Raw genomic sequence first — 16,073 nt, forward strand, 5'->3', positions numbered from 1 at the left:
CATGGATTTCACGTGGATCCTGATAGGTCTTATAGTCAGGATAACTGATTGCCAGACGATTACAAAGCTCTGAAGAATCACTGAAATCCCGAATATATGTATGTTTTGTCCCGCACAAAATGGCTCGAACACGCGGCCCCCGTGTTTGTACCGTCTCATCAACCGCAATCACATTCTGCCATTCTAGATCACTGCGAAAAAGGACGTTGTCCTTTTCCGCCAAAAAAGCACCGTTGTCACAAATCAAAGTCATGTTCTCAATTTCTTCGCCAAATACCCTTCGCAGGGCCTGACGACTGCGACCACTGGCCGCCACAAAACGAATATTTCGTTTATCCAATTCCTGCAAAACTTGAAAAAAGTCCGGTGGAAGCTCTTTTCGATCATTTAGAAGTGTCCCATCCAAATCAGTCGCAATCAAACGAATCATGAAAAATCCCCCCACCAAAAAATACCACAAACGAAAGTTTTTTTCTATGGAAAATTAAAATCGATGCAAGAGGCTTGTCAGTCTTTTTTAAGAAATACTCATTATACTTTAAAAACAAAGGAGGGTGCGCCATGAAACGTAAGCATCGCAAACGTATTTTGTTCTTTTTGTTGCTTGCTCTTTTTAGTTTAGGAACTTTTGGAGCATTGTATGTACATTCTACCTCATTGAACATTCACGCGGATTCCCGTCTGGAGGAACTCGATCAATTGAATCTAGCCAGCCCCAGCTTTGCGATTTTGGATCGCGAAAGCGGTCAAATCCTTTACGCCCGCAACGATCAAAAGCGCGCGCCTGCCTCTCTCACCAAACTCATGACCGCATTGGTCACGATAGAAAATGTTGCTGATTTGAATGCAACCACTGCCCTTAGCTCACAGGCATATGCACAGCTTCTCGCCGCCAATGCGGCCATGGCGGGCTTTTTCCCGGACGAGGATGTAAGCATCCTTGATCTTTTGTACGGTCTTTTACTTCCGTCAGGCGCAGATGCAGCCGAGGCACTGTCCTGTTTTGTGTGCGAAAGCGAAGCGGAATTTGTTGAAAAAATGAATATGCGTGCTCAGCAGGCTGGCCTTTCACATACGCATTTTGCCAACGCTTGGGGAAATGACGCAATGGGGATGTACTCTACCCCATCGGACATAGCTATTCTTTTAAATATTGTACTGGAAAATGAGACTCTGCGCACCATTCTTTCCACGAGTGAATACCAGGCTACCACTGCTTGGGCACATCCTGAAGGATTATATTTTTCAAGTACCCTTCTAAAAAGCGGGCAGGATCTAACACTGGAAAACGGGCAAATTCTGGGCGGCAAAACCGGATATACACCTGAGGCAGGCCTATGTCTTGCCAGTTTCGCACAAATTCATGGAAAAGAATTTATTTTGGTAACCATGGGAGCCCCCGGAGATCATTCTACTTCTCCATACCACATTCAGGACACGATTGCCATTTATAACGCAATGGGAAAGCTGCTGGCTAATTGATAGCCAGCAGCTCTCTATTTAAGCGTTATCCACATGACTTTTCAAATCCTGATATGTATATACCAAACATTCGTTTTCAGCCCCACTGGCCGGATAATACGTTTCTGTTTCGGAAAGCTCTCTCATTCGATCCTCACCGTTCTTACGTTCCGCATCGGAGGGAGCACGGCATTCGTATTCATAATTTTCTGTCCCAACTTCTCCAACCTGGACGTAAGCAGGGTATACTTCCGTCATAGAAAGTTCTTCCCCTTCAAAATGGAGATAGAGATAGGGTTCTACATCCTGATCAAAATAATACGTGTACACAGAAGATTGCTTGACAGAAAAATACACACGATATGTATCTTCATCTTCCTGCTCTATCCGAGATACTGCACGCACCCCGCCCACATCTGATTCCGCTGCCCCGGGGTAAAAAACAAACCCGTCGTCTTTTTGTTCAAAACAAATCAGGCTCATACCGCTCATCCAGCATTTTTCGTCACATTCTCCTGCATGTAGACGTTCCCAAAGAGCAGCCAAAAGATCCTTTTGCTCCTTTTCCGGAGCTGGGATAGAAATATCCGCTGTCTGCGAAGAAGATTCCTGAGGCAAGGAGCTGGACACGGATGCTTGAGAAGAACTTACGCTTTGAGAGGATACCGTTGCAGTGGATGACTGCTCACCAGTGGGTATGCAAGCAGTCAATGCCAATAAAAGTATTCCTGTTTCCAGCAATAAGAATACTCGTTTCATAATCTCATCTCCTTTTCCGTTTTAAAAAGGGCTGTCCGAAACCGAACAGCCCTTTTCTCATGTTTTAAACAAAACTTTTAGATCTGAGAAGCTGCAACTGCACAAGCAACCGTCATACCAACCATGGGGTTGTTGCCAGCGCCGATGAGACCCATCATCTCCACGTGCGCAGGTACAGAAGAAGAACCAGCAAACTGCGCATCGGAATGCATACGACCCATGGTGTCGGTCAGGCCATAAGAAGCCGGGCCAGCGGCCATGTTGTCCGGATGCAGCGTACGGCCTGTGCCGCCACCAGAAGCTACGGAGAAGTATTTCACACCATTCTCGACAGCCCATTTCTTATAGGTGCCGGCCACCGGATGCTGGAAGCGAGTGGGGTTGGTGGAGTTACCAGTGATGGAAACGTCTACATGCTCATGACGCATAATCGCCACGCCTTCGTTTACATCATCTGCACCGTAGCAGCGAACCGCAGCACGCTCGCCATCGGAGAAAGCACGCTCCTCAACGATGTTAAGAGCGCCAGTCTTATAATCATATTGTGTTTTCACATAGGTGAAACCGTTGATACGGCTGATGATATAGGCAGCATCTTTGCCCAAACCATTCAGAATAACGTGCAACGGGGTCTTGCGAGCCTTGTTCGCGGTGCGGGCAATACCAATTGCACCTTCGGCCGCCGCAAAAGACTCGTGGCCAGCCAAGAAAGCAAAGCACTTAGTCTCGTCGCGCAGCAACATAGCACCCAGATTGCCGTGGCCCAGACCAACTTTGCGCTGCTCTGCTACAGAACCGGGAACCGTGAAAGCCTCGAGGCCCTCACCGATAGCAGCGGCACATTCTGCAGCATTCTTCAAGCCGCGTTTTACAGCGATCGCAGTGCCCAAAGTATACGCCCAAACAGCGTTCTCAAAGCAGATGGGTTGTACACCTTTGACGATAGCTTCTACGTCGATGCCTTTGTCGAGGAGCATCTGACGGCAGTCGTCCAGGGTACCCAGATTGTTTTCTTTCAGGCATGCCTCAATTTTAGGCATGCGGCGTTCCTGTCCTTCAAATTTTGCCATTGTAGTCTCCTCCTCTCTTACTCTTCGCGCGGGTCAATGTATTTGGCGGCATTCGCAAAGCGACCATAGGTGCCAACGTTCTTCTCGTAAGCTTCCTTGGGATCTTTGCCATGACGGATGTCTTCCATCATTTTGCCCAGACGCACGAACTGATAGCCAATGGCCTCATTGTTCTCATCCAGTGCCACCTTAGTGATATAACCCTCAGTGAGTTCCAAATAACGAACACCTTTGGCCTTCGTGGAGAAGATTGTACCAGTCATAGAACGCAGGCCTTTGCCCAAGTCGTCCAAGCTGGAACCAACAGGCAGTCCGTCCTCGGAGAAAGCAGTCTGGCTGCGGCCATAAACAATTTGTTTAAACAGTTCACGCATGGCCACATTGATCGCATCGCATACAAGGTCTGTATTCAATGCTTCCAAAATGGTTTTGCCCGGCAGGATCTCGCCGGCCATAGCGGCGGAATGGGTCATGCCGGAGCAGCCCAGAGTCTCTACCAGAGCCTCTTCGATCACACCGTTCTTTACGTTCAGGGACAGTTTGCAGCAGCCCTGCTGCGGTGCGCACCAGCCCACGCCATGGGTAAAACCAGAGATATCTTTAATTTCGTAGGCTTTGACCCACTCGCCCTCTTCCGGAATGGGCGCAGGACCATGGTGCGGGCCCTTGGTGACCGGGCACATATGCTCTACTTCATTCGTATAAGTCATACTTGCAATGCTCCTTACTTTGTTAGTTTTTTAGCACACTCTGCTAAACTATATTATAGAGAATCGACGGATGGAATGCAAGATATGCACGTCCATTTTTTCTTTTTTTCGGTCGCACATGCTAAGCTGTCTTGTTGAAGTGGAACGTTCATGTTATACTAAGGTTTAAAATCGGTTATACTAATGTATTCTACACTGGACAGGAGAGGATACGTTATGGCACAGGTCAACGTAAACGATATCGATTTAAAAGAATTCAACAAAGTGCTTACAACCTGTAAGGGCGATGTGTTCATGGTCACAAAAGAAGGTGACCGGCTGAATTTAAAGAGCAAATTATGCCAGCTCATTGGATTCACCAATTTAATCGAGGGTGGGCACATTGCCAATGCAACCTTGGAGTGCACCGAGCCCGAAGATCAGGTCCGACTTCTGCGTTTTGGTCTATTTCATCCGCACGAAGAATGATGTATGCCCCTTGCGTTATACGCAAGGGGATTTTTAGATATATGCGCCGGGGTTCGATTGACACTTCTCCCCGTGATGTAGTATGATGAATAAAATATGCTCAGAAGAGTTGAAGAGGTGGATCCATTTGGCATTCCTGGAAAAATTGTTTGGAACGTTCTCCAAAAAGGAACTGAAAAAAATACAGCCCATTGCGGACAAAGTACTGTCTTTGGAAGACACTTATGCCGCTATGAGCGATGCCGAACTCAAGGCAATGACCCCTAAGCTGAAAGAAAGACTCAATAAAGGAGAAACTCTGGATGACATTCTGCCGGATGCGTTTGCCGTCTGCCGAGAGGCGGCTTGGCGCGTACTGGGAATGAAACATTTCCCTGTACAGGTAATCGGCGGCATCGTGTTACACCGTGCGTGCATTGCCGAAATGAAAACCGGCGAAGGAAAGACCCTCGTTGCCACATTGCCCGTGTACTTGAATGCACTGGCAGGGAAAGGTGTACATGTGGTCACGGTCAACGATTATCTGGCCAAACGTGACTCGGAGTGGATGGGAAAAGTCTATCGCTTTTTGGGACTGAAAGTTGGACTGATTGTCCACGGGTTGAATAAAGAAGAGCGCCGTGCAGCATATGCTGCAGACGTAACCTACGGCACCAACAATGAATTTGGATTTGACTATTTGCGAGACAACATGGTCATTTATAAGGAGCAAATGGTTCAGCGCGGACATTACTACGCCATCGTAGACGAGGTTGACTCCATCTTAATCGATGAGGCCCGTACTCCTTTGATCATCTCCGGACAGGGTGACAAGAGCACCGATCTGTATAAGCTGGCGGACAATTTTGCACGCGGCCTGAAAAAAAGTGTCGTTGCTGAATTGGATGACAAGGAAGCCATAGATGACCAAGTCGAAGGCGATTATGTGGTGGACGAAAAGAAAAAGACTGCCACACTGACCAAAAGCGGTATTGCCAAAGCGATTCAGTATTTTAATCAGGAAAATCTTTTCGGAGATTCTGACGGAAATGTAACCGAGGAAAACCTTACGCTTCAGCATCATATCAATCAGGCCATCAAAGCTCGCGGTGTCATGAAGCGTGACGTGGACTACGTCGTGCGGGACGGAGAAGTCATCATTGTTGACGAGTTTACGGGACGTTTGATGCTTGGCCGTCGATACAATGAGGGCCTTCACCAAGCCATCGAAGCCAAAGAAGGCGTAACCGTAGAGCACGAAAGCAAAACTCTAGCCACCATTACATTCCAAAACTTCTTCCGTATGTACGATAAACTGGCCGGCATGACTGGTACCGCACAGACGGAAGCGAGTGAGTTTGAAGAAATTTACGGTCTTGCGGTAGTGGAAATCCCTACGAATAAACCTGTTGCTCGGCAAGACATGAACGACGTGGTGTATAAAACAGAAAAAGCGAAATTCAATGCCGTCATTGAACAAGTTCTGGAATGCCACGAAAAAGGTCAGCCTGTATTGGTTGGTACCATTTCCATTGAAAAGAGCGAACTTTTGAGTGGAATGCTCAAACGCCGGGGCATCAAACACGAAGTTTTGAATGCGAAGTACCATGAAAAAGAAGCGGAAATCGTAGCACAGGCAGGTAAATTTGGCGCGGTGACCATTGCAACCAACATGGCTGGACGCGGCACGGACATTATGCTGGGCGGTAACGCCGAGCACATGGCCAAGGCAGATCTGCGCAAAGAGGGATTTTCCGAAGAATTGATCGTGGAAAGCAACGGTCATGCGGATACGCAGGATGAAGAAATTTTGAAAGTGCGCGCCCGCTACAATGAGCTGGAATCAAAGCACAAAGCGGAAATTTCACAGGAAGCAGAAAAGGTCCGCGAGGCCGGCGGTCTGTTCATCATCGGTACCGAACGTCACGAAAGCCGCCGCATTGACAATCAGTTGCGTGGCCGAGCCGGTCGTCAAGGTGACCCCGGCGCCTCTCGCTTCTTTATCAGTTTGGAAGACGATTTGATGCGCTTGTTCGGCGGCGAACGTGTTCAAAACCTGATGAATTCAATGGGCGTAGAAGAGGATACGCCCATCGAGAACAAAATGGTTTCTGGTAGCATTGAAAGTGCCCAGAAAAAATTGGAAGCGCGCAACTTCTCGATTCGTAAAAACGTGTTGCAATATGACGATGTAATGAACTCTCAGCGTGAGATCATTTATGGTCAACGTCAAAAAGTGCTGGCGGGCGAAGATGTTTCATCCAGTGTTCATGACATGATTCACAAATCCATTGAGTCCAACGCTCGTCTTTTCCTGTCTGGTGAGGTCGCGGATGACTGGGATTTCGATGGATTGAGAAATCATTATCGTGGCTGGCTTGCCAAAGAGGATGATTTCCATTACAATGCCACTGAGCTAGGCGAACTGAAAGTTGAGGATGTAGTCAAAATTCTCACTGAGCGTGCTGACCTGATTTGCCAAAACAAAGAGAAGCGCTATGGCACTGAATTGATGCGTGAATTTGAACGTTTTGTCCTTCTGCGTGTGGTAGACACCCACTGGATGGATCACATTGATGCTATGGAAGAGCTTCGCCGCGGCATCGGGTTGCGCGGTTACGCTCAGCGCGATCCGGTCGTTGAGTATCGTATCGAAGGCTACAACATGTTTGATGCCATGATCGAATCCATTCAAGAGGATACTACCCGTATGCTTTTGACTCTGGAATTACGGCGCGAACAGCCCATTCAGCGCGAACAAGTGGCCAAACCCACTTCGGAGAGCGGTGGTTCTGACGGAAGCATTCAAAAGCAACCGGTCCGGAAGGTTGTAAAAATTGGCCGCAATGACCCATGTCCCTGTGGAAGCGGATTAAAATGGAAAAAATGCACTTGCAAACAGTATCATCCGGACGTTACTTCTTCTCGACAAAATTAAAAAAGTGCCCGCTGCAACAAATGCAGCGGGCACTTTTTCATTTATTTTGAAATCTTTTCATCATTCAGTTCCCGACCGTCAGGGGTATGAGAACCGAAAGATGGAACAAACAAAAACTTTCGAATTGCGAATAGACCTGCAATGGTAACAACGGTTAAAAAGTTTTCAAAGGGTGTAGTATGCTCCACAATCATCTGCCGAGCGATTGCAAACAAAAGAACCTCAATGGCAGAACCGGGAGTATGTTTGGCCATCATTTTAATAAATTCTACTCCGATTACCAAGTTGAACGCATGTCCCAAAAAAGTATTGAATGCATTGGATGCATCCGGATCGGTTAAGATGCCGGAAAGTTCCGCTACCACTCGAAACCCGGTTATGAAAATAGCAGCCAATACCAATACAGAGATTGCAATCTCTACCACACTGGCTAAAAAAGCTACCTTTTGTCGCAGAAATTCTTTCGCCTTCATCCTTTGCTTCTCTCCTGCCGGAAAATTTATACAATAACCTTATCATATACAGGAAAACGCTGTCAACCATTTTGGGGTATGAAAAAAGAGAGCTGCCGGTTACGACAACTCTCCTTTTTTCTCTGTTTTATGGCCGTTTTGCCAGCGGCATCGCTACTGTCAACAGTGCCCAAGCCATCTGATAAAGCAAAACTGCTCCCAGCGAAATACTCCCCAAACCTGCATAAAATGCCAAAAGAATGCCAAACCCAGCACTTAAGATAATTGCTGCCGCTTGCACAATTCGCGCCAGACGCTCTCCGCTTGCCGCGCTTGCAGCAGCACGCATGCCTCCCAAAAAGGAAGCGCAAGTACCTGAATGCACCATAATTCCTTCGCTCTCTGCACGATAGGCCGTTTCTGCCTGAAGAACATCGCACTCTGGCCTGCTCAGCACTTTAATCGTCCCCTTGGGGATTCGATAGGTACTGGCAACCAGCTTGGAAGTAACGTTGAAATCGTCCGATTGTACCAACACACTAATTCCGCTTTGGGCCAGCCGATCCAAAATTTTACGAGCGCCCGCATTGGGACGATAGCTGACCAAAAACATTCCATATAGCTTTCCGGCTACTGCCATATAAATTGGTGCCATACGGCCATTTTTAGTGTATTTATTCTCATAATCCATACTGGGCAACTCAATGTCGTGCCGCTGCATCATAGCACGGTTACCGATAATCACACGATTGTGTTCGATCCATCCGGTAAAGCCATATCCAGTTTCTTTATTAAGGCTTTCAACCGTATAAAGCAGCTTTTCATTGTTCTGAATAATCTGCAGGAAAATTTCCCGCAGCGTAACACAGTTTTTGACCAACATACTGGCGCCATACAGAATCAGAACATCTAAACGTTCCTTTTCAAATGTTTTCATCCCGTGAAGCTGCACGCTTCCAACTGGGAAAAGATCGCGGTCACTGAGAAGAACGGTATTGACACGTCCCAGAGCATCCACCGCGCTGGGACCGGGAATGACTGCTTTGTGACGCGCTGCAAACCGCTGCATCAACTGCGCAGGGACCGCATATACCAACGTACAGGCAAGAGGAGCAGCCAGACACAGCGCTCCCGCCAGCCCCGATAGCGCAGGCAAAAATGCTTTTGCCTTTATGCCACAAATCACTGCCGCCAACAAACCCGCTCCTGCCATAATATAAGAAAGTCTCTGGGCTGCTGCGTCATTGATTCGTGCGGAAAAACTTTGACTCAAAAAGCCCCGCACCAAAGCCGTTGGGCGGCTGACCAAAAGTTTTGGATCCGGCTCTCCCAGTCCACTACACAAACGGCGGGTCAACTGTTCTTTGGGAAGGATAAAAGCAGCCGCATGTTCTGCACCAGATGTTGCCAGTTCAAAGTTCTGACAAATCACGCGAACCTGCATCCATTTTCCAACCGCATTCATGAACAAAAGCAACGCTGCGACCGGTGCAAACAATGTGATTTTATCAGGGTCATACGAATCGGTTGCAAACAAAAATGCCACATTTTGTAAAAGCGCTCCCGTAACCGCCAGCGAACAAAAACTGTCCGTTGTGGGATCGTGAAGCAAGCCTACAAATCCGGTCCCAATGGTTGTAATGGAAATCAGCGCACTTGCCGCCAACAGAATGAAATTGGCCAGCAAAAAGTACAACGGCTCGGCATGCGCATCTAACATTTGAAACGGCGGCAAACCGTTTTCGGGCGCAGTGAATCCCAAGTACATCAAAACAATCGCAATGGCACCTGTGACAGCGCAGCGGATGATTCTTGTTTTACGCATATCCGCAAGATTGGATGCCACAGCGGGTGCATCTGAGAGATTCTGATATTCTTCAATATCCTCCCTCTCCAGCTCTTCCTCACCATAAGCATCTGCTGGCGGGGTAACCGCAAAATCATCTCCTGTAAGCGTGACATCAATTTTAGCCCGGCGTTTTGGCTTTGCCTTGGAAAGATCCTCTTCCTGCGCACCTGCAATGGCTTGTGCCAAAGCAGCCGCACTGACTTTTTGACCGGAATCTTTCGGCGTAATTTTATTTTTGGGCAAATCCAGTGTAATGGAATCCCACTTTGAATAGGGAGAAAACTCAATCGAAGGAGAATTAAATGGAGCGGACTTTTCTTCGGATGCATTTTGTACCGGCATCTCCTGCACACCAACATCCGCCGGTTCCCCCATTATCTCTTCCTCTGGGAACTCTGAGCTTTCTTCTTCGTTTGTCTTCTGGAATTTTTTGAGAATTCCACTCAAAAAGCTGCGCTTACGCCCGGTCACCTCATCCATGGCCGCACGATCTGTCGCTACGGTCGTACCAAAGAAATTGCGGAAAGCGTCGTCCACTTCCACATCTCCAAACCGTTTTCCATCCATGCTGTGGTCCACGGAATCAGGCTCCTGCTGAAGCATCTCCTGATCTTTTTTCTCTTGAAGCGACTTTTCCTGCTCCATCTCGGTCAGGCGGCGTCGAACCTCTTCCTGAATTGCAAATTGAGCAGAGCTATGAATGGTATTGCGTGCCTCACGCACTGCCTGTTCCATAATTCTTTGCCGCTCTGCCTCTTGTTTTTGCGCTTCTGTCTCTGTAAAAAACTTAATGGAAGGAAGCTCCAATGTAATAGGTTCTTTCTTGTCTTCATCTTCCATATCGTCCAAGGGTACGTCAATCTGCGGCTTTGGACGTTCTGGCTTAGCTTTTTCCTGCGTTTTTTGTTCTTCCGGCTCCGGTTGTTCATCCTTTTGTTCCGGTTCAACATCCGAAACATCTTGTTCCGACTCATCCGAATCTTCTTGGTCTGTAAGATTCATCTGAGCGCGCACACTTTCCCGTTCTTCAGAAGTATAACTTTCTGCCGGATCCGGCAAAAGAATCGGCTCTTTATATGCAGGTTTTTTCGCCTCGAAACCAAGGCCCCGCATAATCTCATCCAATTCAGCATCCCGGCTCTTACGTGTAGAAGGCGACTCCTTTCGTTTCTCTGAAGCGCCCACACTGGCGCGCTTCTGCTGCACCTGTGCCAGAATATTATCAATTTCAGAATCCCGGACATAGTCCTTGTTCTGTGCACTCAATGGGAACCCCCCGTTCATAAAGCCGCGTCAACTCACTGCGTGCGTTGGCGCATGATCTCATACAATAAAATACCCGTGGCAACCGACACATTGAAGCTGTCCACGCCTGTGGTCCCGCCTGCCATGGGCAACGAGACTACTCCATCGCACAAACTCTTGACCAGCGGGGACACTCCGGTTCCCTCACTGCCTGCTACCAATGCGACCGGACCGCGCAAATCCTGTCCAAAAACTGCCGGACCATTCATATCTGCACAATAAACAAATACATTTTCTTTTTTCAACGCGCGCACAGCCTGCCCGATATTGGCCACTCGGGCAATTGGAATCCGAGCTGCCGCACCCGCGCTGGCCTTGAGCACCGTTGCCGTGACAGACACGCCGCCACGTCTTGGAATAACTACCCCGTGCACTCCACACAACAGCGCCGTCCGAATGAGCGCTCCTAAATTGTGAGGATCTTCCACACCATCGCAGAGTAAGACAAAGGGGTCCTGTCCCTTCTCCCTTGCCTCATTCAAAACCTGCTCCAATGTAACATAAGCAACATTGGCTGCCCAGGCGGCCACGCCCTGATGGCTCTGCGTACCACACATACTGTCCAGTTTGACTGCACGCACACGCTTCACAACTGCCCCTGCTTGTTTAGCCAGCGCCGTGTAATAAGCGATTTGTTTGGGCTGCATCGTGTCCTGTACATACAGTGTGTCCACTGCGCCACCACTCTTCAAAAGCTCCGTCACAGCATTCTTGCCGTAGACCAGCGTCGTATCTTTTCCTTCTTGCGCTCTTGCCTGCTCCATAAGCTCTCCCTGCAAAGCCGCCTGCCACATGGCATAAGACGGCATGATAGTATTCCGTTATATTATAGCATAGAAGCAAGGAATTTTCTATCTTTTTCATGTTTTTTCTTTGTGCGCCTCTACAGCAACCATTGCACCGCCAAAAGCACCCCTGCCACAACCAATACCGCACCAATTGCCCAAATCCATGTTTTTGAAGGAACGCGATGCCAAGTAATTAATTTCTGCGCGTACGTTCTTGCAGTCTCTTCCTGAGTACCCAACTTTATGGCTGGACATCCTGGTTTAAAAAAGACCAGGATTTTCTCAATGTTTTCATCTCCCGGTTCTTGCACTTCCACTACGTCGCGGCGAACCCCCTTCATCCCAACCATCCTTTCTCGTTATTTCTTGAAAACAGTTTGGGATAAACACTGTCAAAATAAACAGTTTTTTCCAATCTACTTAAGGCACAATTTCCTCTTGTGACTTCTGACAAGCCAGTTATACAACTTGTAAAAGGAAAAAATTCCCTATTGAATGTTGAAAACTCTGTTGAAACTGTGGAGAACCTTTTAGTTTTCCCCAAAAAGCGGCTGTTGAAACCTGGTTTTAAACATAGTTTTCAACTGCATGTTAAAAACTTTTCCACAAAACAAAATGTTTAAATTTTCCTGTCAAGATTTCAAAACGGATATTTTTCGGATAAAAGTAACCAAATTTTCTCTTTTTTGCACAGAGTAAAATTAAAAGCGTGTCCCCTTTACACCTCCAAAAAGTTGTCCTATTTTTCCGGTACACTCTTGCTTGACATCGACTTACACAAGGATTTATGATTAGATGGTAATCGAAATAATAAACTTTTCGAGGAGGTTTTGCATGGGATTTGAAAGTACCTTCAAAGCATTATCGGATCCAACGCGACGTCACATCCTGGAATTGCTGCGTCGCGGGCCTCTTTCCGCCGGAGAACTTGCAAGCTCTTTTGGAACCACTGGCGCCACGATTTCTCATCATCTTTCTGTATTGAAGGAAGCAGAACTTGTAACAGACGAAAAACGTGGAAAATACATTTACTATGAATTGAACACCAGCGTCGTGGAGGATATCATGGCCTGGGTCGCAGGTTTGATACAGGAGGAAGCTCATGAAAAGAATCAATAGAACAGAAATTTTGATTTGGATCCTGGCCATACTGCCATTGATTGCCTGCGTTGTGTGTATGCCTTTTCTTCCGGATAAGGTTCCGATGCACTGGGGAATAAACGGACAGATCGATCGATATGGCAATCGTTCCGAACTGATATTGCTGGCTGCCACAGGGCTGGGAATCGCTCTGCTATTGAAATTTGTGCCACGCTTAGACCCCAAACGACAAAATTATGAAAAATTTAAGGGTGGCTATACCGCTATTCGTCTGAGCCTTAGTTTATTTTACATGTTCATGATAGCGCTTACGCTGTTCATCGCATTTTTCCCCCACGCCGGAGCCGCTGTGAGCATGGACCGTTTGTGTACAGGTGCCATCGGGATTCTTTTTTGCATCATGGGAAATTTCATGCCCAAATTCCAGCACAACTATTTCTGCGGAATCCGGGTTCCTTGGACATTGTCAAGTTCCGACAATTGGCGCCGCACGCATCGTTTTGCAGGACCCATTTGGTTTGTGTGCGGACTTGGAATTCTTGTATGTGCTTTTTTGCTCCACGGTCAGATGCTCTATATTGCAATGATTATTTTTGCAGTGCCACTGCTTGTGCTCCCCATCCTCTATTCTTATCTTCTATTTCGAAGGACATCCAAGGACGAAAAACAGCCTCCTGAAGATTAAAACGAAATCAATTGCGTTTTTTACACAAACGCAATTGATTTTAACTGCTTTGTGCGGTATACTAATAAGCAGTTAATTGTTTCACAAAGGCGCACTGCGCCCATTTCACTTTGAGAGGAGCACCATTATGTTGGTAAGCGCAACTGAAATGCTGAAAAAAGCCCGGGACGGCCATTATGCGGTCGGCCAGTTCAACATCAACAACCTGGAGTGGACCAAGGCCATTCTTTTGACTGCAGAGGAGCTCAAAAGTCCTGTAATCCTGGGCGTTTCTGAAGGCGCAGGAAAATACATGACTGGATTTAAAACCGTTGCAGCTATGGTAAAAGCTATGGTTGAGACTCTGAATATCACCGTGCCTGTTGCACTTCATCTTGACCACGGCACTTATGAAGGTGCCAAGGCTTGCGTAGAGGCCGGATTCTCCTCTATCATGTTTGACGGCAGTCATTATCCCATCGAAGAAAACATTGCCAAAACCACAGAGTTGGTCGCACTGGCACACGCCAATGGTCTTTCTATTGAGGCCGAGGTCGGTTCTATCGGCGGCGAAGAGGACGGCGTGATTGGCGCCGGTGAGGTAGCTGATCCGGAAGAGTGTGCCAAAATTGCTAGCCTGGGTATTGATTTCCTGGCTGCGGGCATCGGCAACATTCATGGTGTGTACCCCGCTAACTGGAAGGGTCTGGACTTTGATGCTCTGGACAAAATTCACAATGCTACAGATCACATTCCTTTGGTCTTGCACGGTGGCACAGGCATTCCTTCGGACATGATCCAGAAGGCTATCAGCTTGGGTGTTTCCAAAATCAACGTCAATACCGAATGCCAGTTGAGCTTTGCGGCTGCGACTCGCAAATACATTGAAGAAGGCAAAGACCAGCAGGGCAAAGGGTTTGATCCCCGCAAACTGTTGGCGCCCGGTACGGAAGCCATTAAAGCCACTGTCCGCGAAAAGATGGAATTGTTCGGCTCTGTGGGCAAAGCGTAAATCTTTTGGTTCGATTTTCAAGGCCTGTTGCTGGAGCAGCAGGCCTTGTTTTTTCCCAAATCCTTCCAAACGGAGGACAAATTATGGACGTATTTGACATCATTGGACCTGTGATGATTGGTCCTTCTTCCAGCCACACGGCAGGTGCCGCACGGATCGGCCGCATCGCAAGAGCACTTCTTGGTGAAAAGCCCGTACGTGCACAGGTTGGTCTTCACGGCAGTTTTGCAAAAACTTATAAGGGGCATGGTACAGATCGCGCCATTGCCGGTGGGATTCTTGGTATGGAACCGGACGATGAACGCATCCGCGACAGTCTGTCCACCGCAATACAAGAAGGATTGGATATCACCTTTTCCCCCATTCATTTGGACGATGCTCATCCGAATACGGCTCTCATAACATTGACGGGAGAAAGTGGGCGGCAAATCCAGCTTCAAGGAGCATCTGTTGGGGGCGGCAGCATCCACGTCACCCAAGTCAATGGGATGGCTGTTGACATCAGCGGAGAACATACCACACTGATCGTGCTTCACAAGGATGCGCCCGGTACCATTGCGGCGGTTACGGAAGAGTTGAGCCTACGAAATGTAAATATCTGTAACTTTCGACTGGCTCGGGCCTATAAGGGTGGAACCGCTGTCATGACCATTGAGGTCGACGGCACCGTGGATACGGATTTGAACGGATGTGTGGAAAAGCTGCCTAACGTTCTATCCAGTACAATGCTTCTGCCGGTTTGAGGAGGATTTGAAATGGAATTGGACTTTACAAATTTGGCTTCGCTAATCGCTCAAGCCGAAGAAAAGAAAATTTTGCTTTCAAAACTTGTCCTTGAACTGCAAGCACAGCAAACGGAATCCTCTGAAGAATCTCTTTTTGAAATCATGCAAAACCGCTATTCAGTTATGGCCGAGGCTGTCCGAGCAGGAAGCCGTCCCGACGTTCGTTCCACAAGTGGTCTGACAGGCGGAGATGCGTACCTCATGCACCAAGCTGTGCAAAAAGGAAGTAGTATTGCCGGCTCTTTTTTTGCCGGGGCTTTGGCACGTGCATTGGCCGTCAGCGAATGGAATGCGGCCATGGGCCGCATTGTCGCGGCACCTACTGCCGGAAGCTGCGGAATTTTGCCCGCCGCAGTTCTTACCATGCAGCAAGAGAAAAATTTATCGGAACGGGTCTGCGTAATGAGCTTGTTCACCGCTTCTGCTGTGGGACTGGTGATTGCCAGCAACGCTACTTTGTCTGGCGCCCAGGGAGGATGCCAAGCCGAATGTGGATCGGCATCTGCAATGGCTGCGGCTGCATTGGTTGAACTGGCAGGTGGCACACCATCCATGGTCGGACATGCTGTGGCAATCGCACTTAAAAACACCTTAGGGCTTGTGTGTGACCCTGTGGCGGGACTTGTAGAGATTCCCTGTATCAAACGGAATGCGTCCGGTGTGGCGGGTGCATTGTGCGCTGCGGAATTGGCTCTGGCCGGTATCAAAAGCGCAATTCCGGCTGATGAAGTT

General features: G+C 48.0%; 16 protein-coding genes. 8 read left to right on the forward strand and 8 right to left on the reverse strand.

Going from position 1 to position 16,073, the window contains the following annotated elements:
- Window positions 1-430, reverse strand: a 430-nt coding sequence (locus AB5H98_RS09180) for an HAD family hydrolase (RefSeq protein ID WP_367925613.1), incomplete at its 3' end; no start/stop codon positions are given.
- Between the two features lie 131 nt (window positions 431-561).
- Between AB5H98_RS09180 and AB5H98_RS09185 the strand changes: the two genes are divergently transcribed.
- Window positions 562-1,482 carry a D-alanyl-D-alanine carboxypeptidase family protein gene (locus tag AB5H98_RS09185; protein ID WP_367925614.1) on the forward strand — a complete coding sequence of 307 codons (921 nt, stop codon included), beginning with the start codon at window positions 562-564 and terminating at the stop codon, window positions 1,480-1,482.
- Between the two features lie 18 nt (window positions 1,483-1,500).
- Here the strand turns inward: AB5H98_RS09185 and AB5H98_RS09190 are convergent, their stop codons facing one another.
- The 3 genes from AB5H98_RS09190 to AB5H98_RS09200 form a co-directional block, all read right to left on the reverse strand.
- A complete protein-coding gene (locus AB5H98_RS09190) occupies window positions 1,501-2,220 on the reverse strand; it encodes a hypothetical protein (protein WP_367925615.1) in 720 nt (239 codons plus the stop codon).
- A 77-nt stretch (window positions 2,221-2,297) separates the two neighbouring features.
- The gene (locus AB5H98_RS09195; protein ID WP_367925616.1) at window positions 2,298-3,290 is read right to left on the reverse strand and encodes a GGGtGRT protein; all 993 of its coding nucleotides are present in this window, start codon (window positions 3,288-3,290) and stop codon (window positions 2,298-2,300) included.
- 17 nt (window positions 3,291-3,307) lie between these two features.
- Window positions 3,308-4,000, reverse strand: a complete 693-nt coding sequence (locus AB5H98_RS09200) for an iron-sulfur cluster assembly scaffold protein (protein WP_367925617.1) — start codon at window positions 3,998-4,000, stop codon at window positions 3,308-3,310.
- A 216-nt stretch (window positions 4,001-4,216) separates the two neighbouring features.
- Between AB5H98_RS09200 and AB5H98_RS09205 the strand changes: the two genes are divergently transcribed.
- Both AB5H98_RS09205 and secA read left to right on the forward strand, forming a co-directional pair.
- Window positions 4,217-4,468 carry a hypothetical protein gene (locus AB5H98_RS09205; RefSeq protein ID WP_367925618.1) on the forward strand — a complete coding sequence of 84 codons (252 nt, stop codon included), beginning with the start codon at window positions 4,217-4,219 and terminating at the stop codon, window positions 4,466-4,468.
- A gap of 127 nt (window positions 4,469-4,595) precedes the next feature.
- Window positions 4,596-7,385, forward strand: coding sequence for a preprotein translocase subunit SecA (gene secA, locus AB5H98_RS09210; protein WP_367925619.1), 2,790 nt, complete (start codon window positions 4,596-4,598; stop codon window positions 7,383-7,385).
- 41 nt (window positions 7,386-7,426) lie between these two features.
- Here the strand turns inward: secA and AB5H98_RS09215 are convergent, their stop codons facing one another.
- From AB5H98_RS09215 to AB5H98_RS09230, 4 genes are all read right to left on the reverse strand, one after another.
- Entirely contained in the window at window positions 7,427-7,858 is a 432-nt protein-coding gene (locus tag AB5H98_RS09215) for a phosphate-starvation-inducible PsiE family protein (protein WP_367925620.1), read from the reverse strand.
- A gap of 127 nt (window positions 7,859-7,985) precedes the next feature.
- Complete coding sequence (locus AB5H98_RS09220; protein WP_367925621.1) at window positions 7,986-10,952, reverse strand: hypothetical protein; 2,967 nt, start codon at window positions 10,950-10,952, stop codon at window positions 7,986-7,988.
- Window positions 10,953-10,984: 32 nt separating this feature from the next.
- Complete coding sequence (rlmB, locus tag AB5H98_RS09225; protein ID WP_367925628.1) at window positions 10,985-11,755, reverse strand: 23S rRNA (guanosine(2251)-2'-O)-methyltransferase RlmB; 771 nt, start codon at window positions 11,753-11,755, stop codon at window positions 10,985-10,987.
- A 119-nt stretch (window positions 11,756-11,874) separates the two neighbouring features.
- The gene (locus tag AB5H98_RS09230) at window positions 11,875-12,120 is read right to left on the reverse strand and encodes a hypothetical protein (protein ID WP_367925622.1); all 246 of its coding nucleotides are present in this window, start codon (window positions 12,118-12,120) and stop codon (window positions 11,875-11,877) included.
- A 493-nt stretch (window positions 12,121-12,613) separates the two neighbouring features.
- On the opposite strand from AB5H98_RS09230, the gene AB5H98_RS09235 reads away from it, so the two are divergent.
- From AB5H98_RS09235 to sdaAA, 5 genes are all read left to right on the forward strand, one after another.
- Entirely contained in the window at window positions 12,614-12,898 is a 285-nt protein-coding gene (locus AB5H98_RS09235) for an autorepressor SdpR family transcription factor (RefSeq protein ID WP_367925623.1), read from the forward strand.
- The gene (locus AB5H98_RS09240; RefSeq protein ID WP_367925624.1) at window positions 12,882-13,565 is read left to right on the forward strand and encodes an SdpI family protein; all 684 of its coding nucleotides are present in this window, start codon (window positions 12,882-12,884) and stop codon (window positions 13,563-13,565) included. The genes AB5H98_RS09235 and AB5H98_RS09240 overlap by 17 nt, the downstream gene beginning before the upstream one ends.
- 127 nt (window positions 13,566-13,692) lie before the next feature.
- Window positions 13,693-14,556 carry a class II fructose-1,6-bisphosphate aldolase gene (gene fba / locus AB5H98_RS09245; RefSeq protein WP_367925625.1) on the forward strand — a complete coding sequence of 288 codons (864 nt, stop codon included), beginning with the start codon at window positions 13,693-13,695 and terminating at the stop codon, window positions 14,554-14,556.
- 83 nt (window positions 14,557-14,639) lie between these two features.
- The gene (gene sdaAB / locus AB5H98_RS09250) at window positions 14,640-15,299 is read left to right on the forward strand and encodes an L-serine ammonia-lyase, iron-sulfur-dependent subunit beta (protein WP_367925626.1); all 660 of its coding nucleotides are present in this window, start codon (window positions 14,640-14,642) and stop codon (window positions 15,297-15,299) included.
- 12 nt (window positions 15,300-15,311) lie between these two features.
- Window positions 15,312-16,073 (forward strand): L-serine ammonia-lyase, iron-sulfur-dependent, subunit alpha (gene sdaAA / locus AB5H98_RS09255; RefSeq protein ID WP_367925627.1); only part of this gene is annotated, 762 nt, incomplete at its 3' end.

Origin of the sequence: uncultured Ruthenibacterium sp., from assembly GCF_963558415.1 — a bacterium.
Classification (GTDB): Bacteria; Bacillota; Clostridia; order Oscillospirales; family Ruminococcaceae; genus Ruthenibacterium.